A 22,058-nucleotide genomic window follows, 5' to 3' on the forward strand; every position below is an offset into this window, starting at 1 on the left:
TACATAAATATTAATAGATATTAACATACTTAATGCATAAATACAAAGAAAATTTTGACAATAAAATTCTAGTTATCCTTATTTAGACAATAACCGATAAAACGAACGGTTGTAATAATTAAATTGTCTTTCCCTAAGGCCTCTCTAATCCTATTTATATGAACATCTATGAGACGTTCATTAAAGGTCTCTTCACTTTCCCATAAATATTTTATTATTTCTTGACGCAAAAATACTTCATTTGGAACCTGAAAAAAAAGTCGTAAAATTTTAAACTCAGTAGGACCTAGACGAATATTCAGTCCGTCTTTGTATACTTTTTCATTATTTAAATCAATATTTAGATTCTTAAATTTAATAATATTATCTTGTACAACTGACTTGGAACGTCTCAATAAGCTCTTTAAAGTACCTACTATTTGCTCAGATAAGAAGGGCTTATAAAAAAATAGCACGTTATCGTCTATTTCTGTTAAACGTTATTTATTGTTATTAAAGGATTTTCTTGTAATTCTGCACTAATAATCATGATAGCAAGCAGCTGACTAAAAAAATAAGTTAATGCTTTTTCTAGAGTTGAAGCCCTCATTATATTAAATCCTGCTCTCTCTATATCATTACTTAAAGAAATATTAACACTTTTTTTCTTCTATAATTAAAACTTCAGGTAATAGCTTATCAAATACTGAATTAATCTTCATTAATATTTAGTAAATAATTAAAAATTTTTGTAATAATTTTCTAATTTATTAGGGTTTATAGCAAACTTTTTATAAAAAGAAACAAAGAAATAATAATTTTTTAAAGATAATACTTGAATTTAATAGTTTTAGTTGCTATAAGTAGCTTTATTTTAAAGTTTGTTTGTTGGAGATTCTTATATATCATGAGCTTTTATGAATCAGTTTTTATTATACGTCAAGACGTATCATTAAACGATATAGATAAAATCGTTGATGATTTTGCTAAAATTATTAAAGATAATAATGGCACTATCATAAAAAAAGAATATTGGGGGTTAAGAACTTTAGCTTACAAAATCGGTAATAACAAAAAAGGACATTATTATTTTTTAGGTCTAGATATTACTGGTAATGTAAAAGAAGAGCTAGAAAGAAAAATGAAGCTTAACGAAAATATCATTAGATTTCTTACAATTCAAGCAGATTCAATTAGTAGTGCACCTTCACCGATATTAAAAAATCAAAGTACAGAGAATACTCCGGTAATTGACGTAACGATTAATAATTAAATTTGTAAGAATTAAGGTTAAAGAATGTTAAAAAGTAATAATGCTAGTGAAACAGCTGCTCGCAAGGTAGGAGATAAAACTGCTAAAAAAGTATTTTTTAGAAGACGTAAAGGATGCCCTCTTTCTGTGCCTAATGCACCTGTTATTGATTATAAAAACCCTGAGCTTTTAATAAAATTTGTCTCTGAAGGCGGTAGAATGTTACCAAGCAGGATCACAAATGTTTGTGCAAAGAAACAAAGAAAGCTAAATAATGCTATTAAAATTGCAAGAATTTTAGCGTTATTACCTTTTGTATTTCAAGCTAAATAAAGGCATAATACATGGAAATTATATTAATAAAACCCGTAAGAAAATTAGGTAAAATTGGCGACATACTCAAAGTAGCAGACGGGTTTGGTCGTAATTATCTTTTACCGCAAAAATTAGCTATTAGAGCTACCGAGCCTAATAAAGAGCTAATAGTTAAACAAAAACACGAATTTGAAGCAAAAGATAAGCAAATAAGAGAAGAAGTAGAAAAAATTAATGCTCTTATTAAAGATCAACAATTAGTTTTTATCCGTCAAACATCAGATGACGGTAAACTTTTCGGTTCGGTTACTAATAAAGAAATAGCCGATAAATTATCTGAAAATGTATCTTATAATATTTCTCATTCAAATATTATTCTTGATAAACAAATTAAATCTACCGGAATTTATACAGTTGAAATAAGACTCCATGCAGAGCTTAATGCTATAGTTACGGTTATTGTTGCAAGATCAGAATCAGAAGCACAAGATTATTTATGCGAACAAAAGACTGAAACTTCAGAAGATTTAGCTGAGTCAGCATAAATTTTTTTTATCATCTAATTGTGTAGTTTTTTGTTACCATTGCAAAAGCAGAGCATTGTTGTATGGATTGAGAAACTTGCTCGATGTCATTCCCGCGTAGGCGGGCACCCAGCATAAAGCGAGATAAATCGAGCTTTTAATTTCAAAAATTTGCTGTATGCTGTATTTATACTTTTTTTCTGGATTCCTGCTTTCGCAGGAATGACATAAGATCCATGCAACAACGTCCCGCCTACGCGGAAATGACATACTACTACGTTTGACCACAATATCCAAACACTTTATAATACTAACATTTTTCAACCATGCTATATGAAAAATTTGAGTATAATATCAATAATCTAATAGGTAATTTTGGCTTATCTAAAATATCGATTGCAGTGTCTGGTGGGAGCGATTCGGTAGCACTTCTTTATCTTGCTAATATTTGGGCAGAAAAAAATAATATAGAATTATTTGTTATATCGGTTGATCATAACTTACGGGAACAGTCGAAGCAAGAGATCCATTATATCCAAAATATCAGTAATAGTCTAAATCGCAAGCATTATAGTTTATCTTTTGACCATCAAAATAATTTTTCCAATTTACAAGAAAGAGCAAGAGAAGGACGCTATGATTTGATGACAAATCTATGTCTAGAACTCGATATATTAGTACTTTTAACTGCTCACCATGAAGATGATTACGTAGAAAATTTTTGTTTAAGATTAGAGCGTAATAGCGGTATATTTGGACTTAGTAGCAGTAATATCAATTGGTATAATAATATACACATAATTAGACCGCTATATAATATTCCAAAAAGTGAATTAGTAGAATATTTAGTCAGTCATAATATAACATGGTTTGAAGATGAGTCAAATTCATCTGATAAATATAGACGAAATGTTATTAGGCAAAAATTAGCTAAAGGTGCAGATTATATTAGACATCTTTCCAAACCAGCTTATAGAAAGGAATTTAAAGGAGACACGGAACGCAACACCGCAGCGTATAAAAAAGTACGTGAGGATGCATTGTTGCGTGGACCGGTAACACTCACTGTGTCACCCCGTGGCTTGACCACGGGGTCCATAAAGACAATACAAAGTACTAATAATTTTAGTATTTTTAACTGGATCCCGTGGTTAAGCCACGGGATGACAGAGGTAAAATTGATCCACGCAACAATGCCACGTGAGGATGCGAGTACCGGAACGGTGTCTAAATTACCTCTAGAAGCGAAGTTTGGAAAGATGTCTAAAGCCGCAATAATCTCACAACAACTTAAAACCAACAAACTTATAGAAAACGAGTTTAAGCCTGAATTAATATCGGCGATAGCTGAAGCGGTCAAGATTTTTGAATATGGCTTTGCTTTTCTTGATTTAGTTAAATTTGATAAGTTTTCAAATGAGGTGAAAGTACAAATAATTAATTTTTTACTGATAATAATTAGTGGACAATCTAGAGCAGCTCGTTTTTATTCGGTAGAACCTATTTTGAAATTAATTACTCAAGACGTAAACTTTAAGAATACACTTCATGGTTGTATAATTAAGCGTATACAAAACGAGTTACTTATATACAGGGAATTCGGCAAAAAATTACCTGAGAGTAAAATATTACTAGATAAACCCGTTATTTGGGATAATAGATTTTGTATCACAAAAAATCAAGAAACTCCAAATTGTTTTGTAACTCATCTATCGTTAGAAGATTATAAAATAATAAAGAAACAATTAGATTTAGAACCTTTGAAAAATCTATCCTGCAAAAACCACAATGCAGTTTTATTGACCTTACCTATAATTAAAATACTTGAAAAAGTTATAGCAATACCACATATATCATATTATGATAACGACATGTGGAACTTTGAAGTATCTTTTTCTCCAAATTTTGTATCTCGTTTCACCCATTTTTGCTAACACCGGTATTTAAGAGGTTATCTGTAAATAAATTTTAACTACTAATTAAAATTTATTTACAGACCTCTCTTATACCAATAAAAATTTTTATTAGGTTTTATATCGATGAATAATCAAGGTAGAAGTATTTTAGCTTGGGCAGCACTTTTTATTTTTGTAATATTACTGTTTAATGTGTTCCAATCTGACGGTTTACTTGGCGGAAGAAATAATATAACTTTCTCGGATTTTTTAACACGAGTTGATGAAAAGACCGTTAATTCGGTAAAAATTCAGGGTAGAGTAATTGAAGGCACTTCAAATGACGGCTCTACTTTTAACACTTATGCTCCTGATTATCCTGATTTAGTAAATCGTCTTACTAGCAATGACGTTAATATTGAAGTAGTGCCTCTTGAAACAAGAATGAATACCTTTTTAGGCTTTTTAATTTCTTGGTTTCCTATGCTTTTATTGATAGGTGTTTGGGTTTTTTTCATGCGTCAAATGCATGGAGGTGGGAAAGCCATGGGGTTTGGAAAATCTAAAGCTAGGTTGCTATCAGATAAAGGACCAAAAATTACCTTTAAAGATGTAGCAGGTATCGATGAAGCAAAAGAAGAATTAACTGAAATAGTAGATTTTTTAAGAGATCCAAGCAAGTTCCAAAAGCTTGGCGGTAAAATACCGAAAGGCTGCTTACTTATAGGTCCTCCCGGAACCGGTAAGACACTTCTTGCTAAAGCAATTGCAGGTGAGGCTAATGTTCCATTTTTTAGCATATCCGGCTCTGATTTTGTTGAAATGTTTGTAGGTGTCGGTGCAAGCCGTGTGCGTGACATGTTTGAACAGGGTAAACGTAATGCTCCTTGTATTATCTTTATCGATGAAATTGATGCGGTAGGTCGCCATAGAGGTATCGGTATGGGTGGCGGCAATGATGAACGTGAGCAAACCTTAAACCAAATGTTAGTCGAAATGGATGGATTTGAAGCAAACGAGGGAGTTGTGATCATTGCAGCTACAAACCGTCCTGACGTTCTTGATCGTGCATTACTGCGTCCCGGTAGGTTTGATCGTCAAATTGCCGTTGCAAACCCTGATATAAACGGTCGTGAGCAAATTCTAAAAGTACATTTAAAGAAAATTAAATATAATAGTACGGTACTAGCACGAATTATTGCTCGCGGTACCCCGGGCTTTTCCGGTGCTGAACTTGCTAACTTAGTTAATGAAGCTGCTCTTATTGCTGCAAGGCTTGGTAAGAAAGAAGTAGATATGTACGACATGGAAGAGGCAAAAGATAAGGTGCTGATGGGAGTTGCACGTCGCTCCATTGCAATGTCGGAGAAAGAAAAAAGGTTGACTGCATATCATGAAGGCGGACATGCATTAGTAGGACTTTATTGTCCTGCAGCATCACCTATTCATAAGGCTACCATTATACCACGTGGTAATGCTCTTGGGATGGTGCAAAGACTTCCTGAAACTGATGAATATTCTCAGAATCGTGAACAGATGGAATCATCTATAGCAGTTTATATGGCAGGAAGAGTAGCGGAGGAAATTATTTTCGGTAGAAATAAAGTTACCTCAGGAGCTTCGTCGGATATAAAAGGTGCAACTAATATTGCAAGAGCGATGGTTACAAAAGCAGGTTTAAGTGATTTAATAGGACCGATATTTCACGGTTCAAGTGGTGACGATATGTATGGTAGACAACCTAATAATGAAACCTCGGAAGCTACTGCAGAGTTAATTGATGCTGAAGTTAAAAGAATTATTACGCAAGGATATGAATTTGCAAAAGATATTTTAACAAAACATATAGATCAACTTCATACCTTAGCAAATGCTTTAATTGAATATGAGACATTGTCCGGTCAGCAAATTAAAAATTTACTTAGTGGTAGAGCTTTAGATTCAGAAGAGGAGAATAAATTTCCTTTTAATTATTCATCTACTATAAAAATAGATAAAGAAAAATCATCTGAGAAAACAAAAATAACTAAAGCTAAAAAAGAAAATTCCGCTTTCTAAGTTTAGTAGTATAATTTATGTATAAATTTATAGATTTATTTTGTGGTATCAGTGGTTTTAGAAAAGCCTTGGAAATAAAGGGTCTTGAATGTGTTTTTTCTTCTGATATAGACAAAGACGTACAAGAAGCATATAAAAGAAATTTCGGTGATAAGCCATACGGTGATATTACGGAAATATCAGAAACCAAAATCCCTAAACATGATATTTTATGTGCCGGTTTTCCTTGCCAATCTTTTAGTATTTCAGGTCAGAGGCTTGGTATAGGAGATGTAGACTCTTGTATGAAATAATCAGAATAGTACAATATCACAAACCCTATATATTATTGCTTGAGAATGTTAAAAATATTCTGAATATTAATAATGGCAGCGTAATTGAAACTATAGACCAAAAATTAGATGAGATTGGCTATAAAGTATATAGAAATGTATTAAATGCTTCATTATTTGGAGTACCGCAAACAAAGAGAAAGAGTTTATTTTGTTTGTTTACGAAAAGATTTTAGCAGTGAATATACACTCAAATATGTAAAACCGGAAGAGTCTTATGAAATGATTTTTCTTAATGATATTTTAGAACAGGATGTTGATAAAAACCTATATATTAATAGAGATGATGTTATTTTAGATAAAACACCGGTTGAAAACCAATTAGGATTGGTCAAGTTAATAAAGGCGGTCAAGGTGAAAGGATTTACAGCCCTTTCGGTCATTCACTTTATCAGCTTTTGGTGTTGGTGTCGGTGCTAGAACCGGTCTTTATTATATAAGTGATAAGATAAGAAGACTAGCAATCAATGAATGTAAATATTTAATGGGTTTCCCTCAAGATCATTATGTTGCAGATGGATTAAAGGGTTATAGGCAATTCAGTAATTTCATAAATAATAGCAAATATATATGACTCAATAAAAAGAGCAGTTTAATGTATAATGGAATATACTCAATCAACTTCAAAAATTGGCTAAGTTGTTCTATAAGTACTGCGGTACTCACGTATTAAGTATACGCTGTGTTCCTTGTCTTGTGAACTCCTGGCTCTTTTTGAAGTTGATCTTCGTATATGGATTGCTAACTATAAATATCGTCATTGTGAGTAGGCATTGTTGCGTGGACCAGTAAATGCTCTTGGTGTCATTCCTGCAGAAGCGGGAATCCAGTACAACCTACAAAAAACTTGTTTTTTTAGGTTTATTTTGTTAGTACTAAGACTATTTTTTCTGGATTCCTGCTTCTGCGGGAATGACATCGGTATCCACGCTAGCAATACCTTGTGAGTAACTGTAAGTAGCATGGCAACCTAGAGACATTAATGTCATCCACGTAACAGGTATGAAAGATTGTGAATTAGCTAATTATTTTGTATAGTTCTAAAAACAAATTTTAAGAGAGTACTTAAATGGCAGAGTTAAGGTTACCGCCAAATTCAGTAGTAAAAAAAGGTAGAGAGCATAAAGAACAAGAGGAAATGCTTAAACCTAGAAAGATAAAAATTTATAGGTATGATCCTGATCTTGATGAGAATCCTACTATCGATAGTTTTGAGATAGATTTAAGCAAAACCGGACCGATGGTTTTAGATGCTTTAATTAAAATCAAAAACGAAATCGATTCTACTTTAACTTTTAGGCGTTCTTGTCGGGAAGGAATTTGCGGTAGTTGTGCAATGAATATTGACGGTACAAATACTTTAGCATGCATAAAACCAATAGAAGATATATCAGGCGATATCAAAATCTATCCGCTTCCTCATATGAAAGTAGTGAAAGATTTAGTACCTGATATGTCGCATTTTTATGCACAATATGAATCTATAGAACCTTGGCTCAAAACCGATAGCCCTACCCCTTCAAACTCTGAAAGGTTACAGTCGATTAAAGACCGAGAAAAGCTTGACGGTTTATATGAGTGTATATTATGTGCTTGCTGTTCTACTTCTTGTCCTAGCTATTGGTGGAACGGTGATAAATATTTGGGGCCTGCGATTTTACTACAAGCATATAGATGGATTGCCGATTCAAGGGATGATAATACCGGTGAACGTCTTGAAGCTTTAGAAGACCCATTTAAGCTTTACCGTTGTCATACGATTATGAACTGTACTAAGACCTGCCCGAAAGGCTTAAATCCTGCTAAAGCTATCGGTAAAATAAAAAGTTTAATTGCAGAACGTCACGGTGTGTGATGCTTAATTAATTATTTTAAAAATGATAAAATAATGAAAAAAGCAAGTATTTTCTGTTGATTGTAATAATACCATGACACAAGCAGAATATAAGAAAGTTGATAAGAAACTAAATCAAATATACCAAGAAATATTAAAACATATTTCAGACAAACAAGAACAAGTTAATTTACTTAAAAAAATCCCCAAATTTATGGATTAAGTACTGAGATGCTGATTGTGAATTTCGAAGTTTTGGGGTTTATGGCGGTTCCGTATATCCAATGATACTGCTTATGTGTCTTACAGGAAAAACCGAAGAGCGTATAAAAGAATTTGAAGCCATGCTGAAATGTGAAGAAGGGGACTTAAGTTGTCTATTTATAATCAAGACTTAGAACCTAGGTTTTTTTGTGGACATTTCTAGTTGATTTGCTATTTTGAGGTATTTTGTAGCGAAAATTAATAAGATTTTTGCTGGAATAGTTATTCATATTTCAAAAAAATCTTATAATTTGCAGCAACAAATAGCCAAAATTAAATCTTTTTAGAAATGTCCACAAAACCTAAATTAATTCATAATTTGTAATACTTTAAATAATTCTCCCATTTGTTTCGGTGATATTAGTCTTTCTACCTGTCTTTCTATTATTTGTGCCTGCTCAGACATCTTTCCAAACTCTACTTCTAGAGGTAATTTATACGTCGATCCGATACTCGCATCTTCACGTACTAAAGTGTACGCTGCGGTGCTGCGTTTCGTGTCTCCTTTAAATTCCTCTCTATAAGCGAATTTGGAAAGATGTCTATCATTAAGCTTGTCTTGCAATGTTTGTTTGCGTAATAAGATTCCATTTTCTATTAAAAAATCTCGTTGCGATATTGTATCTATTACGTTTATTTTGCTGTTTTTAGCTACCGTCTTTAATGCATAAAAATCCACATGTGCCGATAAATCAGCTTCGCCAAGATTTGCAAGGATGGGGCAATATTTATGGTTTTTAACCGCTTGTAATGTTTGATTATATTGATATCTAGTTCTACCATTTGGAGCTATATCATAGCCGTAATCTATTATTAAGCCACTGCCGCTTAGTCTTTTTAGATGCTGCGCTATAAATTTTATAATTTCTATCGATTTATAAGATTCTTCAAGTATTGCCCCGTCTTTTGCTTCAATATGAGTACGCAGCAGATATTCTTGTAATTGCTTATTAACGCTTATTTTATCATATTTAATTCTTTCGTCTACCGGCTGCACTACAAATATTCTTTCATACCATAATTCCTTGACTTTAATATATTGCTTTATAGGTATAGCATCAAAGAATTCGTTAGCTATTATTATAGTAGGTTTTTTTGGTATATCTTCTACAAATGATTGATGACTAATCGGTAAATTAATATCTTGTAAATTAGCCTTTTGATGAGCAATAAAATTTTTATTAATTTCTATTAGTTCAATTGATAAAGCTTTATAAAATTCTGGTACTAATTTTGCAGTACGTAGTAAATCACGCATTAATAGACCTCGACCAGGACCAAGCTCTACTAAACTAAGACTTTTTGGGCAGCCAATTCTTTGCCACTCTCTGATACACCATAAGCCGATAATTTCACCGAATAGCTGTGAAATTTCAGGAGCCGTAACAAAGTCACCTTCGTTAGCCAATGATTTTACTTGCTTATAATAGGAAGTAGGATTTAAGTTTAATACCTCCTGCATGAGGACATCGCAAGTAATATAACCGTTTTGATCAATTAATTGTCTTATTTTGGATTCGATTGACATATTAAATAACTTCCTAAAAGTAACATAGGTACAGATAAAATTTGTCCCATAGTTAAGCTATCTAAAATAAACCCGATTTGTATGTCGGGTTCTCTAAATATTTCAATAGTGATTCGGAAAAGACCGTAAAATGTTAAAAATATTCCTGAGTTTAAACCGCACTTTTTAAGAGTTTTGTGCTTAAATGTTGCATATGCTAAGATACTAAATAATACTAAACCTTCAAAAAAAGCTTCATATAATTGACTAGGATGTCTTGGCATAAAATCGCTATTCGGAAAAATCATACCAAAAGAAGAATTTGTAATACGTCCGTATAGTTCGCCGTTAATAAAATTAGCGATTCTACCTAAAAATAATCCGATAGGTACTGCAGGGGCTATTATATCCGTGAGACTTAAAAAATTAATTTTATATTTTCGGCAAAACAAATAAGCAGCAATAGTCCCCCCTAAAGCTCCGCCATGGAAAGACATCCCGCCTTCATAAGTTTTTAAGATATCTATTGGATTTGAAAAATATCTAGAAGGGTTATATAATAAAACAAACCCTAGTCTGCCTCCGACTATTATGCCTATAACGGCATAAGTAATGAAATCTTCTAGATTTTTTTTGGTAATTTGAGGCTTAAATTTTTCTATAATTTTATTTGCATAGAACCAGCCTAGCAAAATTCCTATTACATATGAAAGAGAATACCAAGAGATAGCAAGTGGACCTATAGAGAAAATAATTGGATTGATATTAGGAAATGTCATAGATAAATAAGTTATTTAATTCATTTAACGTCTGAGTTATGGAACATTACGTAAGTAATTGACTAGGCAATTCAGTTTTTTATTATTTTTATGGGTTGCCGCAGTTGCTTCGTGGCTTCGCAATGACAGTATCTATATTTGCTTAGCAATACCAAATTCTTTTGAGTTAAAATTATTGATAAAAATAAAATTCTTAGTAATAATAAAAAAGATTTATATTTATAATAATAATGATAGGTAAAATATGCAATATTTAATGGATCTATATCATACCTCAAGTACTGAGTTAGTATTATTGTTTGTTATGTTAGTATCTCTTATACCGGTGATATTTCTAATTAAAAGATTAATTTTTATTCCTGTAAAAAATTATTTAACTAGACATCATTATGATGATTATGAAAGGATAAAAAAATATCCTATATTTCGTTATTTATTACATACTTTATTAGCACTTTACTTTGTATGTTGGGGAAAGATTTTTCATTCTACTGCTTTTAAAGCACATGTATTACTGGGAATCAAAGATACTATAGTAATCTTATATACTGGTATATCTGTGACGATGTTATTATTAACGCTTATAGATGCTTTTGCAGATCTGTATCACAATAGAATCAAAGCCGTTACAAAAAATGCACCGCTTAGCTTATATTTTCAAATATTAAAAATTATTGTCATAGTTATTGCAGCAATGGTAACTATTTCATATATATTAAATATTTCGCTTAGTACATTCTTAACAAGCTTAGGTGCAGCCGCAGCTCTTTTAACATTTGTTTTCAAAGATACCGTTTTAGGATTACTTGCAAGCTTGCAACTAACTACTCAAGAAATTATTAATATTGGAGACTGGGTACGTATAGGTGCAATTGAAGGAATAGTTGAAAAAATTACTATTTCCGTAGTAACAATTAGGAATTTTGACCAATCTATTTCCACAGTTCCTACTTACAGTATTTTAAATTCTAACGTAACTAATTATAGAGGAATTAGTGAATCAGGAGCAAGAAGGGTAAAGAGAGTATTTAATATTAATATGGCAACTATTAACTTCTGTGATGCTACTATTTTAAAAGCACTAAAAAAATCTCCTTATATATCAAAGGATGTAATAGATAAAATCACTCTTGATAAAGAAGAGAAAGATTTAACCAACATTAAACTATTCAAATTATATATTCAGGAATATCTAAAAAATAATCCGGCAGTTTATACCGAAGGGTTTACTTTTTTAGTAAGACAGCTTGAACCTACGATTAATGGGTTGCCTATAGAAATATATATCTTTGTTAAAGAAGTCAATTTAGTAGGTTATGAAAATATACAGGACAATATTTCTGAACATTTCATTTCTATACTTCCTGAATTTAAATTAAAAATATTTCAGAATGTAGGAGTGGTATAATATATCTGAAGTAAAATGAAAAGTAGTAAAAATAAATTAAATTTGTATCCAAGATGGAAGTTGTCTTTCAGCTTGGATATTCACTACTTTTGAAAGCAAAGCAGTATATATACTACTTGATTATTTTCTCTAAATGCTTTAAAACTTAAAGCTTTAAAAATATTAAAATTTAAGACCTAGGAATGAATAATAATATAATTAATTTAATAGCCGCTATTATATTGTCTTTAAGTATAATTTTCGGTTGGCAGTATTTTGTTGTAAAACCTGAACAAAAAAAACAGCAACAGCAAATAGCAGTGCAGAAAGCAGAAAATTTAAAGAAACAACAGTTAAAAGCTTTAGTCGCACCTGCAACTGGTATTGTTGTTCAAGAAGAAAGTCAAGTACAGCGTATTAAAATAGAATCTGAATCACTTACCGGTTCTATTTCATTAAAAGGACTTAGATTTGATGATTTAATATTAAAGAAATATAAACAAGATTTATCTAAAAATAGTCCTGAAGTGAGATTATTTTCACCGGCTAATACAGAAAATGCATATTTTGCTGAAGTTGGTTTAGTTAGTAATTTATCTAGTGTAAAACTCCCTAACAACGATACTATATGGAATAGTGATAGTGAAATATTAAGCCCTGAAAAACCTGTTCATTTATTTTGGGTTAATGAAGACGGAGTTAAATTTTTAATTACTATTACTGTCGATGAAAACTATTTATTTACTATAGAGCAAACCATCGTTAATAATAGTGATAAAGAACTTCCTGTGCAATCTTACGGTTTAATAAATCGTAAATATATTGCCGTAGAGAAAGCGGTGAATATATTACATCAAGGACCTATCGGGTGTATAGACGAGAATCTTAAAGAATATTCTTATGATGATATTAAAGATAAGAAAAGTGAAAAATTTGCAGCAAGTAAGGTTGACTGGATAGGAATTACCGATAAATATTGGTTATCTTCCTTGATTCCGGATAAATCAAGTAATTACAGCTCGAATTTTAATTATGCTCTTAAGCAAGGGACTGAAAGATATCAGGTAGATTTTATTTCACCGGTACAAATAATAAAGCCCGGCGAAAATTTTTCAATTAAAAGCAGAATTTTTGCTGGAGCAAAAAAAGTAGACTTGCTTGATAAATATGAAAAGCAATATGATATTAAATTATTTGATAGAGCTATTGATTTTGGCTGGTTCTATATAATTACCAAACCGGTTTTCTACGCCATGAATTATTTCTATGGCTATGTCGGTAATTTCGGTGTTAGTATATTAATTGTTACGGTTATAATTAAGCTATTAATGTTTACTTTAGCCAATAAGTCTTATCGTTCGATGAAAAAAATGAAAAATTTACAGCCGGAAATCGATAGGATAAAAAATTTATACAGTGATGATAAAGCACGTTTAAATCAAGAAATTATGGCTTTATATAAAAAAGAAAAAGTAAATCCGGTAGCTGGTTGTTTACCTATACTTGTTCAAATTCCAGTATTTTTCTCCATCTATAAAGTATTGTATGTAACTATTGAAATGCGGCAAGCACCGTTTTACGGCTGGATTAAAGACTTATCTGCACCCGACCCTACTACTATTTTTAATTTATTTGGCTTATTACCGTTCTCGCCGCCGTCATTTTTAATGATTGGAGCATGGCCTATTTTAATGGCTATTACTATGTTCTTACAGCAAAAAATGAGTCCTGAACCTGCGGATCCTATGCAAGCTCAAGTAATGAAATTTATGCCGCTAATTTTTTTATTTATGTTTAGTAGTTTTCCTGTGGGACTTTTAATATATTGGTCTTGGAATAATATTCTATCCATCGTTCAACAATATTATATTAATAAATTTAATTAATTAATTAATGAGAATAGATAAAAATTTACCTAATTATCTAACTATTGCTCGAATAATGGTAATTCCAGTTATTATACTGGTATTTTATATAAATAATTCACTTGCACGTAAACTTGGGGCATTATTATTTGTTTTAGCTAGTATTACGGATTTTTTTGACGGTTATATTGCAAGAAAATATAATTTAGTTACAAGTTTCGGCAAGATGTTTGACCCTATAGCAGATAAGCTACTTGTAGGTTGCGTTATTATCATGCTAATAAAAAAAGATAATGTAGATGAGATACCTTGCTTATTAATTTTAGCACGAGAATTTTTAGTTAGCGGTCTTCGGGAATTTTTAGCTCTAGTAAAGGTTAGTGTGCCTGTATCGAGACTCGCTAAGGTAAAAACGTTTTTACAAATGTTTGCTTTATCGATATTGATACTAGGCTCAAAAGGTTCAGGAATTATTTATTTAGATATAGTAGGGGAAATAATTTTATGGATTGCCGCTTTTTTAACAATCATTACAGGTTATTCTTATTTTAAAGCTTGTAAGAAATATTTTTAAATAGGAGAATTTTATGATACATGTAAAATATATAATTTTAGGGTTTATTATAGTGTCTAGTTTAAATCTTTACGCTGCTAACAATGATATAATTGCCAATAAGAAAGTTGTAAAGGTAGAAGTAAGTAATGAACATTTAAAAACATTAAATGAAGCTTCTACTCTTTTAATTAGTTGTGTAGATTTTAGATTAATAGACGAAACAGATAAATTAATGAAGCAATTAGGATTAGAAGATAATTTTGATAAAGTATCACTGCCCGGTGCATCGCTTGCTCTCGTTAACGACAAATATACTTATTGGGGAAAAACAATAGAAGATACTATTGAGATTTTGCACGAATTACATAACATAAAACAAATTGTTTTTCTTGATCATAGAGAATGTGGAGCTTATAAAATACTTATAGGTCAGGAACAGCTAAATACCAAGGAAAAAGAAACGGCAGCACATGCAGCAATTTTAAACAAGGCCCGTGATATAATAAAAGAAAAATTCCCCCAATTAAAAGTTTATACTTTTTTAATGGGTCTTGATGGTGTAGTAGAGCAGATTTATGAACCTAGCTAAAAGCGGAGTTGTTGTATGGATAGGTTTATCTGTCATTGCGAGGAAATTGCGTAGCAATTGACGAAGCAATCTCAGGAGTTTGTTATTATTTCATGAGATTGCCGCACAGCCTACGGCTGCTTGCAATGACGATTTTTGACCCGCACAATAACGGCTAAGAAAAGTAATTTATTTTGTATCTTTGCTTTTATTATCATTAGAATCAGCAGTATTATTCTTTTGGTCGTTTTCTGCCGGTAGTTTAGAGATAGATAGTTTTTGTTTATATTTTTGTTGCTCTGCTAAAAAATTTTGAGCCTCTTTGGAAAGGCTGTTATATAGTTCACGTTTCTTCTTATTAATCTTGACTATTGCTACTCTATATTTTTGTATTTCCTCCCGTACTTCCGGTTTTATAGTACCGGCGTAAGTAGAAAAATCATCTATAATTTTTTGTGTTGTAACATCGTTAGTTTTTGCTGCATCTTTTTTTGAGCCGTCAGAAGTTGTACTATTGGCAAAGCAGCTTGTACTAAGTAAAATAGCTATTCCAAATATTATTTTTTTTATCATATAAACCTTAAGCCTTATTCTTGATAATTAGACCATTTTTAAGTCTAATAGTCAATAGACTTCTTTTGGAACTCTACTTCTAGGGGTAATTTGTACGTCAATCTGGTACTCGCATCCTCATGTACTTTTTTATACGCTGCGGTGCTGCGTTCCGTGTGTCCTCCAAATTCCTCCCTATAAGCGAGTTCAAAAAGAAGTCTAATATATAATAGAAATTATATGTATTTTCTATTTGTATGTTATTGTTTGGTGAGTATAAATATACAATATTATAATAATAACGCTCAAGAGTTTTATAGCAGAACAATCAATGCAGATTTGTCTTATAACTATAAAGCATTTACTAGCTACTTACCTGAACAAGCTCATATTTTAGATGCAGGTTGCGGAGTTGGTCGTGATACAAAATATTTTTTAAGTCAAAGATATCAAGTTACTGCTTTTGACGGTTCAACCGAAATGGTTAAATGAGCTACAAAAGCAACCGTAATAGATGTACTGCACTCCACTTTTCAAGATATCGATTTTAAGTTTGATGGTGTTTGGGCTCAAGCAACTCTCCTTCATGTACCTTATAATGAAACAATCAATGTGTATAAAAAATTCATGCTGCATTAAAGCCGGAAGGCATTTTTTATGCTTCTTACTGATATGGTTCAGATATTATACAACTTGATGATCGCGATTTTTACAATATGCATGAAGATACAATAAAACCTTATTTTAGCAGGCTTTTTGAAATAGTTAAAATATGGACGGAAAAGAGTAAGAGATTCTCTCCAAGTAAAGAGGCATTATGGTTAAATTTTATTGTTAAAAAAAGTAAAACAATATTATTAGATTAGTTTACTTATTTCTTGCTTTAATAATCAGTTTTAAAATATACGCAAAGGAATATAAAGGCTTAACATATAATCGTTATGAAAAAGATAAGCATGTGATTCATGTGTTAACTATTGATCCTAAGAATTTTGGGTTAAAACTAGTTAAAGCTCATAATCAGGTTATAAGCAGAGAAACAGTAAACGTTATGGCATACCGCACTAATGCAGCTGCTGCTATTAATGTCGGATTCTTTGAAATCGCCGATAGTGATGACGGCAGACCAAGCCTTACTTTAATGATAGACGGCAAGCTATTTAGTCTTAGAAAACAACTACAAAGTTTGTTAATTATAGATCAGGGCAATATTCAAATTACCAAGGCTAGTGCAAAAATTTTAGTAGCAATAGGCGATAAATCTGTTATTCCAAATCAAGTTAATTATTTTTCAAACCTAAAAGATATTACTTTCTATAATGATGTTTGGGCGTCTACCAAATTAACGTCGTATACTAACAAAGAATTTTTGATTGATCAGAATAGGTCTAATTTTATTGTTACGGCAATAAGTAAGCATGGTGATAATCAAATTCCATAGAAAGGCTTTATATTGTGTCCTTTCCACAAGCAACAAGTTTGCCGGTAGTAAATATAAATGATTCTGTAAAGCTAATTTTGGAATTTATCTATAAAGACGGTAAGCTTATAAATTTAAGTAACACTGCTTCAATAGTAACCGGTATTCCCTTATTGGTTCAAAACGGTAAAAATGTTGTAGATAATCCAAAGCAAGATGATCCGGCTCATGCTTGTACTGCCTTAGGAGTGTGTAATGACGGTACTATAGTTATAGTTGTAGTCGAGCATATTTATAAGCAACATGTAAAAGACCTTAAGCTTGTGTAAGTAAGATCAATATTACGGAAAGAGAAAGAAATAAATGTTGATAAATTAACAATCCCTGAAGCTTTAAAATTTTAGAAAAACACCTTGTTAATTATACTGTGATAGGATTAACTAAAACAGAACTTGCAGATTATATGTTAACTTGGATATGAATCGGCAATCAATTTAGACGGACATTATTAATGGGCGGAAAAATTATAAATAATGTAATAGGTGATGAAGATGAAGCTTTAGGCGAACATCTCGTGCGTCCCGTATCCGATGCAATAGTATTATACCAAATAATATAAAGTAAATTTACGTTGCCTTAACATGGAACAATGTCATTCTTGCGAAGATAGGAATTCAGTAACTAAAAGATACAAATATATTTAATTTTTCATATTAAAAGCTTAGATAATGTCGCTTTTTGCTAGATTCCCGCTTTCGCGGGAATGACATACTCAAATTTTAGCTAGAATGATATTTGAGATTTATAGAACTCTAAGATTTTATATTTTCCTGCTCCATTGCTTTTTTACGCATTTCTAAATATTCTTCTTTAGTCATTATTTTTTTGGGAGCTACATAATCTAAAAATACTTTTCCGTTTAGATGATCGATTTCATGCTGGATAACTCTTGCTAAAAATCCTTCTGCGATACCTTGAATTTGATTGCCATTTATATCATATGCGTGATAATGAATTTTCTTGAATCTTGCTACCGGTCCTGTAGCATTTTCAACAGAAAAGCATCCCTCGTAATCTTCATGTTTATCAATACCTATCGGTTTATATGAGGGGTTAATCCAAATAGTTTTAGGCATTGTATCCTTAAGGTCAGGACGCCATTTTTTTAACTCTGCATCTTCATGTACTGCAAATATTATTATACATTTTGATATGCCTATTTGCGGTGCAGCAAGTCCTGCACAATTTTCTTCTTGATCATATTTCTTTTCTAAAATAGATATATCACGTAAATCTTCTGAAGATAAAGGAAAGTTTAAAGTTTTTGCCTTTATTCTAATAGTTTTATCCTCTGAACTATTTAAGGTTTGAATGTTCAAAGTTACATATTGCGGTAATGAAATATTGTTTTCATTTTTCATATTACTTTTACAACCTGTTATAAAAATTATAGCAGTTAATAATAGAGCTGTTTTTAATTTGGACATATATTTTATTATAATAATTTATAAATAGAAAATTATAGATAGAAACTAAAATCAAGTAAATAAATTGTCATATTTCTTTTACGCATCCTATAGTTAATAATTTTATTTAATTTCTTTTGAGAAAAAATCAATAGGTTTGACTTTTCTAACATATTTTAGTACAATATTTATCTTCAAAAAAAAATAGAAAAAATTTAATTTATGAATACTCCCAAAAGTGACAATTATCTCTCGGAACTAAGCAAGGTAATTTGGCCTATAGAAAGATATGAAAATAAGAAGTTTCTTCCTATGGCGTTTATGATGTTCTGTATTTTATTAAACTACTCAACGCTTCGTTCAATTAAAGACGGGTTTGTAGTAACGGATATAGGGGCAGAAGCAATAAGTTTCTTAAAAACATATATAGTACTACCTTCTGCCGTAATCGCTATGATAATTTATGTTAAGCTCTGCGATATTTTAAAGCAAGAAAACGTGTTTTATGTTATTACTTCATTTTTCTTAGGGTATTTTGCATTATTTGCGTTTGTTCTTTACCCCTACCCTGATTTAGTTCATCCTGATCCTGAAACCATAGAATCTTGGAGTTTAGCTTATCCTAATTTCAAATGGTTTATAAGAATAGTTGGGAAATGGAGTTTTGCATCTTTTTATACTATGGCAGAGCTTTGGGGAACAATGATGCTTAGTTTATTATTTTGGCAATTTGCTAACCAAATTACTAAAACCGATGAAGCTAAACGTTTTTACTCAATGTTTGGTTTACTTGCTAATTTAGCATTGCCTGTAACATCCGTAATTATTGGATATTGCTTGCATGAAAAAACTCAAATAGTTGCAGAACATCTAAAATTTGTGCCTTTATTTGTTATAATGATAACAAGTAGCTTTTTGGTAATATTAACATATAGATGGATGAATAAAAATGTTCTAACCGATCCTAGACTTTATGATCCGGCATTAGTAAAAGAAAAGAAAGCTAAAGCTAAAATGTCATTAATAGACAGTTTTAAAATGATCTTTACTTCTAAGTATGTAGGTTATATTGCATTGTTACTTATTGCTTACGGTGTTTCAGTAAATTTAGTTGAAGGTGTTTGGAAATCCAAAGTAAAAGAATTATATCCGACGAAAGAGGCTTATACTATATATATGGGTAAGTTCCAATTTTATCAGGGTTGGGTTGCAATTGCTTTCATGCTTATAGGTAGTAATATTTTAAGAAAAGTATCATGGTTAACTGCAGCTATGATAACTCCATTAATGATGTTAATTACCGGTGCAGCGTTTTTTGCATTTATCTTTTTTGATAGTGTTATTGCTATGCATTTAACAGGTATTCTTGCTTCAGGTCCTTTAGCACTTGCTGTTATGATCGGTATGATTCAAAATGTTTTAAGTAAAGGTGTAAAATATTCTTTATTTGATGCCACTAAAAACATGGCGTATATTCCGCTTGATAAGGATTTACGAGTAAAAGGGCAAGCTGCTGTTGAAGTTATCGGAGGAAGATTTGGTAAATCAGGCGGTGCTATTATTCAATCTACATTCTTTATTTTATTTCCTGCATTTGGTTTTGTAGAGGCAACTCCTTATTTTGCTTCTATATTCTTTGTAATAGTAATATTATGGATATATGCTGTTAAAGGTTTAAATAAAGAGTATAAAGTTTTGGTAAATAAAACCGAAAAATAGACTCTTAAACTTGCTTTTTTTATAGTCGGAGAGTTTATAATATGACAAATACAAGATCCAAAATTAAAACTCCAAGATCGCCATATGTAAAAAAATATAATAGTTGGCGAGTAAGGATTTTGTATTCTATTATTATAGGTTACGCAACTTTTTATTTTTGTCGTCAGAATTTTAATATAGCAACTCCTGCTATAAGAGAATATTTTGGGGTTACTAAAACACAAATTGGCTGGATATTAACTGCTTCATCTATTATGTATGGAGTTAGTAAAGCGTGTAACGGGTTTATTAGCGATAAAGTTAATGCTCGGATATTTATGGTTTTGGGTCTTTTATTTGTCGGGATCATTACTATGCTAATAGGTTTTTCAGATTCTTTATGGCTTATAGGAATTTTATGGATAGCCAGTAACTGGTTTCAATCTATGGGCTGGCCTCCTGCAACAAAGATGCTTACTCACTGGTTCGCTTCAAAAGAACTTGGAACTAAATGGGCTATGGGTGCAACTTCTAATCAAATAGGTGGTGCCCTTGCTATGATAAGCTGCGGTTATTTAATCGATAAATTTGATTGGAGAGCTGCCTTTTTTGTCCCAGGTGTAGTTGCTTTTGTAGTATCGCTTTTTTTATATAATAGGCTTCGTAATTCTCCAAAAGAAGTAGGTTTATCTACCGTAGAGGAATATAAAGAATATCCGCCTGAAGCTATAGGAGATTATGAGAAGCTATTAACTCCACAATTACTTAAAATGGTCTTTTGTAATAAGCTAATATGGTATGTTTGTTTAGCAAACATGTTTGTTTATATAATACGTTCCGGAGTAATTTATTGGGCTCCAACATTTTTAAAAGATTTACGTAATATAAGTCTTGCAAATGCAGGCTTACAAATCGGTTTATATGAAATGATAGGTATCCCAGGGGCATTAATAGCAGGTGTTTTATCTGATAAACTATTTCAAGGTCGTCGAGGTCCTGTTGCATCCATATGTATGGTATTGCTTAGCTTATTGTTAGTCTTGTTTTGGAAACTTCCTATTCACAGTGAATTATTAAGTATAGTAATTCTTTCTTTAATAGGCTTTTTGGTTTCAGGACCTCAGCTCCTTGTAGGTATAGCAGCTGCTGATTTTAGTACCCGTCAGGCTGTCGGTACGGCTAATGGATTATCAGGGTTATTTGGTTATTTAGGAGCGGCTATTGCGGGAGTCGGCGTAGGATGGATTAGCGATAATTATGGTTGGAATGGGGTATTTATATTTTTCAGTATTTCTGCTCTTTTAGGAGGAGGATTATTTGCTTTAATATGGAATCGTTCAGCTAAAAAATACATTTAATAATTATAATAAATAGGTTACAAAATGACAATACAATATACTTTTTCAATGATTAAGCCTGATGCTATCAAAAGGAATAAAATAGGGCAAATTAATACTTACTTAGAAAATGCCGGTTTAAAAATAGTGGCTCAGAAAATGAAATTTTTAACTAAATATGAAGCTGCATGTTTTTATGATGAGCATAGAGCAAGACCGTTTTTTAATAGCTTAGTTGAATATATTACTTCAGGAGCGGTAGTACTTCAAGTGCTTAAGGGGGAGGATGCTATAACTTTAAACCGTACCGTTATGGGTGCAACTAATCCTGCTGAAGCTGAAGCAGGTACTATTAGAAAAGATTTAGGCGAATCAATTGAGGCTAATAGTATTCATGGTTCAGATAGTGAAAATAGTGCGAAAAGAGAAATCGAATTTTTCTTTAATAAATCTGAAATTATAGAATAATT

At 31.5% G+C, this 22,058-nt stretch carries 23 protein-coding genes and 3 pseudogenes; 20 read left to right on the forward strand and 6 right to left on the reverse strand.

Going from position 1 to position 22,058, the window contains the following annotated elements; translation table 11 throughout:
• Positions 1-68: 68 nt before the first annotated feature.
• Positions 69-455 (reverse strand): winged helix-turn-helix domain-containing protein, encoded by a 387-nt coding sequence (locus RJP_RS00365; RefSeq protein ID WP_024704430.1) that lies wholly within the window; start codon positions 453-455, stop codon positions 69-71.
• Between the two features lie 431 nt (positions 456-886).
• Between RJP_RS00365 and rpsF the strand changes: the two genes are divergently transcribed.
• From rpsF to RJP_RS11210, 9 genes and pseudogenes are all read left to right on the forward strand, one after another.
• Positions 887-1,252, forward strand: coding sequence for a 30S ribosomal protein S6 (rpsF, locus tag RJP_RS00370; RefSeq protein WP_014013784.1), 366 nt, complete (start codon positions 887-889; stop codon positions 1,250-1,252).
• 24 nt (positions 1,253-1,276) lie between these two features.
• Complete coding sequence (gene rpsR / locus RJP_RS00375) at positions 1,277-1,564, forward strand: 30S ribosomal protein S18 (RefSeq protein ID WP_014120459.1); 288 nt, start codon at positions 1,277-1,279, stop codon at positions 1,562-1,564.
• An 11-nt stretch (positions 1,565-1,575) separates the two neighbouring features.
• Positions 1,576-2,091: a 50S ribosomal protein L9 gene (gene rplI, locus RJP_RS00380; protein ID WP_014013786.1), complete on the forward strand. Its 516-nt coding sequence runs from the start codon at positions 1,576-1,578 to the stop codon at positions 2,089-2,091.
• A 305-nt stretch (positions 2,092-2,396) separates the two neighbouring features.
• Complete coding sequence (gene tilS, locus RJP_RS00385; RefSeq protein WP_014120460.1) at positions 2,397-4,004, forward strand: tRNA lysidine(34) synthetase TilS; 1,608 nt, start codon at positions 2,397-2,399, stop codon at positions 4,002-4,004.
• A 105-nt stretch (positions 4,005-4,109) separates the two neighbouring features.
• Positions 4,110-6,023 (forward strand): ATP-dependent zinc metalloprotease FtsH, encoded by a 1,914-nt coding sequence (gene ftsH, locus RJP_RS00390; RefSeq protein ID WP_014120461.1) that lies wholly within the window; start codon positions 4,110-4,112, stop codon positions 6,021-6,023.
• 17 nt (positions 6,024-6,040) lie between these two features.
• Positions 6,041-6,531 (forward strand): annotated as a pseudogene (locus RJP_RS10095) (DNA cytosine methyltransferase).
• Positions 6,473-6,775, forward strand: a complete 303-nt coding sequence (locus RJP_RS00400) for a site-specific DNA methylase (RefSeq protein WP_225981324.1) — start codon at positions 6,473-6,475, stop codon at positions 6,773-6,775. Before RJP_RS10095 ends, RJP_RS00400 begins: the two are co-directional and overlap by 59 nt.
• A 649-nt stretch (positions 6,776-7,424) precedes the next feature.
• Positions 7,425-8,210, forward strand: a complete 786-nt coding sequence (locus tag RJP_RS00410) for a succinate dehydrogenase iron-sulfur subunit (RefSeq protein WP_014120462.1) — start codon at positions 7,425-7,427, stop codon at positions 8,208-8,210.
• 73 nt (positions 8,211-8,283) lie between these two features.
• Positions 8,284-8,587: pseudogene (locus RJP_RS11210) on the forward strand (lysozyme inhibitor LprI family protein).
• Between the two features lie 173 nt (positions 8,588-8,760).
• Here the strand turns inward: RJP_RS11210 and RJP_RS00420 are convergent.
• Positions 8,761-9,981 carry a class I SAM-dependent methyltransferase gene (locus RJP_RS00420; RefSeq protein ID WP_014120463.1) on the reverse strand — a complete coding sequence of 407 codons (1,221 nt, stop codon included), beginning with the start codon at positions 9,979-9,981 and terminating at the stop codon, positions 8,761-8,763.
• Complete coding sequence (gene lgt, locus RJP_RS00425) at positions 9,960-10,739, reverse strand: prolipoprotein diacylglyceryl transferase (protein ID WP_014120464.1); 780 nt, start codon at positions 10,737-10,739, stop codon at positions 9,960-9,962. Before lgt ends, RJP_RS00420 begins: the two co-directional genes overlap by 22 nt.
• 244 nt (positions 10,740-10,983) lie before the next feature.
• Between lgt and RJP_RS00430 the strand changes: the two genes are divergently transcribed.
• The 4 genes from RJP_RS00430 to RJP_RS00445 all read left to right on the forward strand — a co-directional run bounded on the left by RJP_RS00430 (position 10,984) and on the right by RJP_RS00445 (position 15,136).
• Positions 10,984-12,147 (forward strand): mechanosensitive ion channel family protein, encoded by a 1,164-nt coding sequence (locus RJP_RS00430; RefSeq protein WP_014120465.1) that lies wholly within the window; start codon positions 10,984-10,986, stop codon positions 12,145-12,147.
• A 182-nt stretch (positions 12,148-12,329) separates the two neighbouring features.
• On the forward strand, positions 12,330-14,012 hold the full coding sequence (yidC, locus tag RJP_RS00435; protein WP_014013796.1) for a membrane protein insertase YidC: 1,683 nt from the start codon (positions 12,330-12,332) through the stop codon (positions 14,010-14,012).
• 7 nt (positions 14,013-14,019) lie between these two features.
• Positions 14,020-14,565 (forward strand): CDP-diacylglycerol--glycerol-3-phosphate 3-phosphatidyltransferase, encoded by a 546-nt coding sequence (gene pgsA / locus RJP_RS00440; RefSeq protein WP_014013797.1) that lies wholly within the window; start codon positions 14,020-14,022, stop codon positions 14,563-14,565.
• Between the two features lie 13 nt (positions 14,566-14,578).
• A complete protein-coding gene (locus tag RJP_RS00445) occupies positions 14,579-15,136 on the forward strand; it encodes a carbonic anhydrase (protein ID WP_014120466.1) in 558 nt (185 codons plus the stop codon).
• Positions 15,137-15,304: 168 nt separating this feature from the next.
• Here the strand turns inward: RJP_RS00445 and RJP_RS00450 are convergent, their stop codons facing one another.
• Both RJP_RS00450 and RJP_RS07340 read right to left on the reverse strand, forming a co-directional pair.
• Entirely contained in the window at positions 15,305-15,688 is a 384-nt protein-coding gene (locus tag RJP_RS00450) for a hypothetical protein (protein WP_014120467.1), read from the reverse strand.
• A 50-nt stretch (positions 15,689-15,738) separates the two neighbouring features.
• Positions 15,739-15,888: pseudogene (locus RJP_RS07340) on the reverse strand (palindromic element RPE1 domain-containing protein); the annotation flags it as partial.
• A gap of 19 nt (positions 15,889-15,907) precedes the next feature.
• Between RJP_RS07340 and RJP_RS00455 the strand changes: the two are divergent.
• The 4 genes from RJP_RS00455 to RJP_RS00470 all read left to right on the forward strand — a co-directional run bounded on the left by RJP_RS00455 (position 15,908) and on the right by RJP_RS00470 (position 17,416).
• Positions 15,908-16,159, forward strand: coding sequence for a class I SAM-dependent methyltransferase (locus RJP_RS00455; RefSeq protein ID WP_024704432.1), 252 nt, complete (start codon positions 15,908-15,910; stop codon positions 16,157-16,159).
• 224 nt (positions 16,160-16,383) lie between these two features.
• Positions 16,384-16,533, forward strand: a complete 150-nt coding sequence (locus RJP_RS00460) for a hypothetical protein (protein ID WP_024704433.1) — start codon at positions 16,384-16,386, stop codon at positions 16,531-16,533.
• Positions 16,534-16,625: 92 nt separating this feature from the next.
• A complete protein-coding gene (locus tag RJP_RS10100) occupies positions 16,626-17,108 on the forward strand; it encodes a hypothetical protein (RefSeq protein ID WP_231839104.1) in 483 nt (160 codons plus the stop codon).
• A gap of 14 nt (positions 17,109-17,122) precedes the next feature.
• A complete protein-coding gene (locus tag RJP_RS00470; RefSeq protein ID WP_225981292.1) occupies positions 17,123-17,416 on the forward strand; it encodes a phosphodiester glycosidase family protein in 294 nt (97 codons plus the stop codon).
• Positions 17,417-17,899: 483 nt separating this feature from the next.
• Here the strand turns inward: RJP_RS00470 and RJP_RS00475 are convergent, their stop codons facing one another.
• Positions 17,900-18,574: a peptide deformylase gene (locus tag RJP_RS00475; protein ID WP_014120468.1), complete on the reverse strand. Its 675-nt coding sequence runs from the start codon at positions 18,572-18,574 to the stop codon at positions 17,900-17,902.
• Between the two features lie 201 nt (positions 18,575-18,775).
• On the opposite strand from RJP_RS00475, the gene tlc1 reads away from it, so the two are divergent.
• From tlc1 to ndk, 3 genes are read left to right on the forward strand one after another with little or no spacing between them, the layout of a single operon-like run.
• Positions 18,776-20,272, forward strand: coding sequence for an ATP/ADP exchange transporter Tlc1 (gene tlc1, locus RJP_RS00480; protein WP_014120469.1), 1,497 nt, complete (start codon positions 18,776-18,778; stop codon positions 20,270-20,272).
• A 41-nt stretch (positions 20,273-20,313) separates the two neighbouring features.
• Positions 20,314-21,609, forward strand: a complete 1,296-nt coding sequence (locus RJP_RS00485) for an MFS transporter (protein ID WP_014120470.1) — start codon at positions 20,314-20,316, stop codon at positions 21,607-21,609.
• A gap of 24 nt (positions 21,610-21,633) precedes the next feature.
• Positions 21,634-22,056, forward strand: a complete 423-nt coding sequence (gene ndk, locus RJP_RS00490) for a nucleoside-diphosphate kinase (protein WP_014120471.1) — start codon at positions 21,634-21,636, stop codon at positions 22,054-22,056.
• Positions 22,057-22,058 lie beyond the last annotated feature (2 nt).

The organism is Rickettsia japonica YH (assembly GCF_000283595.1).
Taxonomy (GTDB): Bacteria; Pseudomonadota; Alphaproteobacteria; order Rickettsiales; family Rickettsiaceae; genus Rickettsia; species Rickettsia rickettsii.

Coding starts and splice junctions, on each gene's coding strand:
- rplI (WP_014013786.1), top strand. CDS start 1,576: ATGGAAATTATATTAATAAAACCCGTAAGAAAATTAGGTAAAATTGGC.
- pgsA (WP_014013797.1), top strand. CDS start 14,020: ATGAGAATAGATAAAAATTTACCTAATTATCTAACTATTGCTCGAATA.
- RJP_RS00455 (WP_024704432.1), top strand. CDS start 15,908: ATGTATTTTCTATTTGTATGTTATTGTTTGGTGAGTATAAATATACAA.
- RJP_RS00485 (WP_014120470.1), top strand. CDS start 20,314: ATGACAAATACAAGATCCAAAATTAAAACTCCAAGATCGCCATATGTA.
- lgt (WP_014120464.1), bottom strand. CDS start 10,739: ATGACATTTCCTAATATCAATCCAATTATTTTCTCTATAGGTCCACTT.
- rpsF (WP_014013784.1), top strand. CDS start 887: ATGAGCTTTTATGAATCAGTTTTTATTATACGTCAAGACGTATCATTA.
- rpsR (WP_014120459.1), top strand. CDS start 1,277: ATGTTAAAAAGTAATAATGCTAGTGAAACAGCTGCTCGCAAGGTAGGA.
- RJP_RS00475 (WP_014120468.1), bottom strand. CDS start 18,574: ATGTCCAAATTAAAAACAGCTCTATTATTAACTGCTATAATTTTTATA.
- RJP_RS00450 (WP_014120467.1), bottom strand. CDS start 15,688: ATGATAAAAAAAATAATATTTGGAATAGCTATTTTACTTAGTACAAGC.
- RJP_RS00410 (WP_014120462.1), top strand. CDS start 7,425: ATGGCAGAGTTAAGGTTACCGCCAAATTCAGTAGTAAAAAAAGGTAGA.
- yidC (WP_014013796.1), top strand. CDS start 12,330: ATGAATAATAATATAATTAATTTAATAGCCGCTATTATATTGTCTTTA.
- ftsH (WP_014120461.1), top strand. CDS start 4,110: ATGAATAATCAAGGTAGAAGTATTTTAGCTTGGGCAGCACTTTTTATT.
- RJP_RS00430 (WP_014120465.1), top strand. CDS start 10,984: ATGCAATATTTAATGGATCTATATCATACCTCAAGTACTGAGTTAGTA.
- tilS (WP_014120460.1), top strand. CDS start 2,397: ATGCTATATGAAAAATTTGAGTATAATATCAATAATCTAATAGGTAAT.
- tlc1 (WP_014120469.1), top strand. CDS start 18,776: ATGAATACTCCCAAAAGTGACAATTATCTCTCGGAACTAAGCAAGGTA.
- RJP_RS00420 (WP_014120463.1), bottom strand. CDS start 9,981: ATGTCAATCGAATCCAAAATAAGACAATTAATTGATCAAAACGGTTAT.
- ndk (WP_014120471.1), top strand. CDS start 21,634: ATGACAATACAATATACTTTTTCAATGATTAAGCCTGATGCTATCAAA.
- RJP_RS00460 (WP_024704433.1), top strand. CDS start 16,384: ATGCATGAAGATACAATAAAACCTTATTTTAGCAGGCTTTTTGAAATA.
- RJP_RS00445 (WP_014120466.1), top strand. CDS start 14,579: ATGATACATGTAAAATATATAATTTTAGGGTTTATTATAGTGTCTAGT.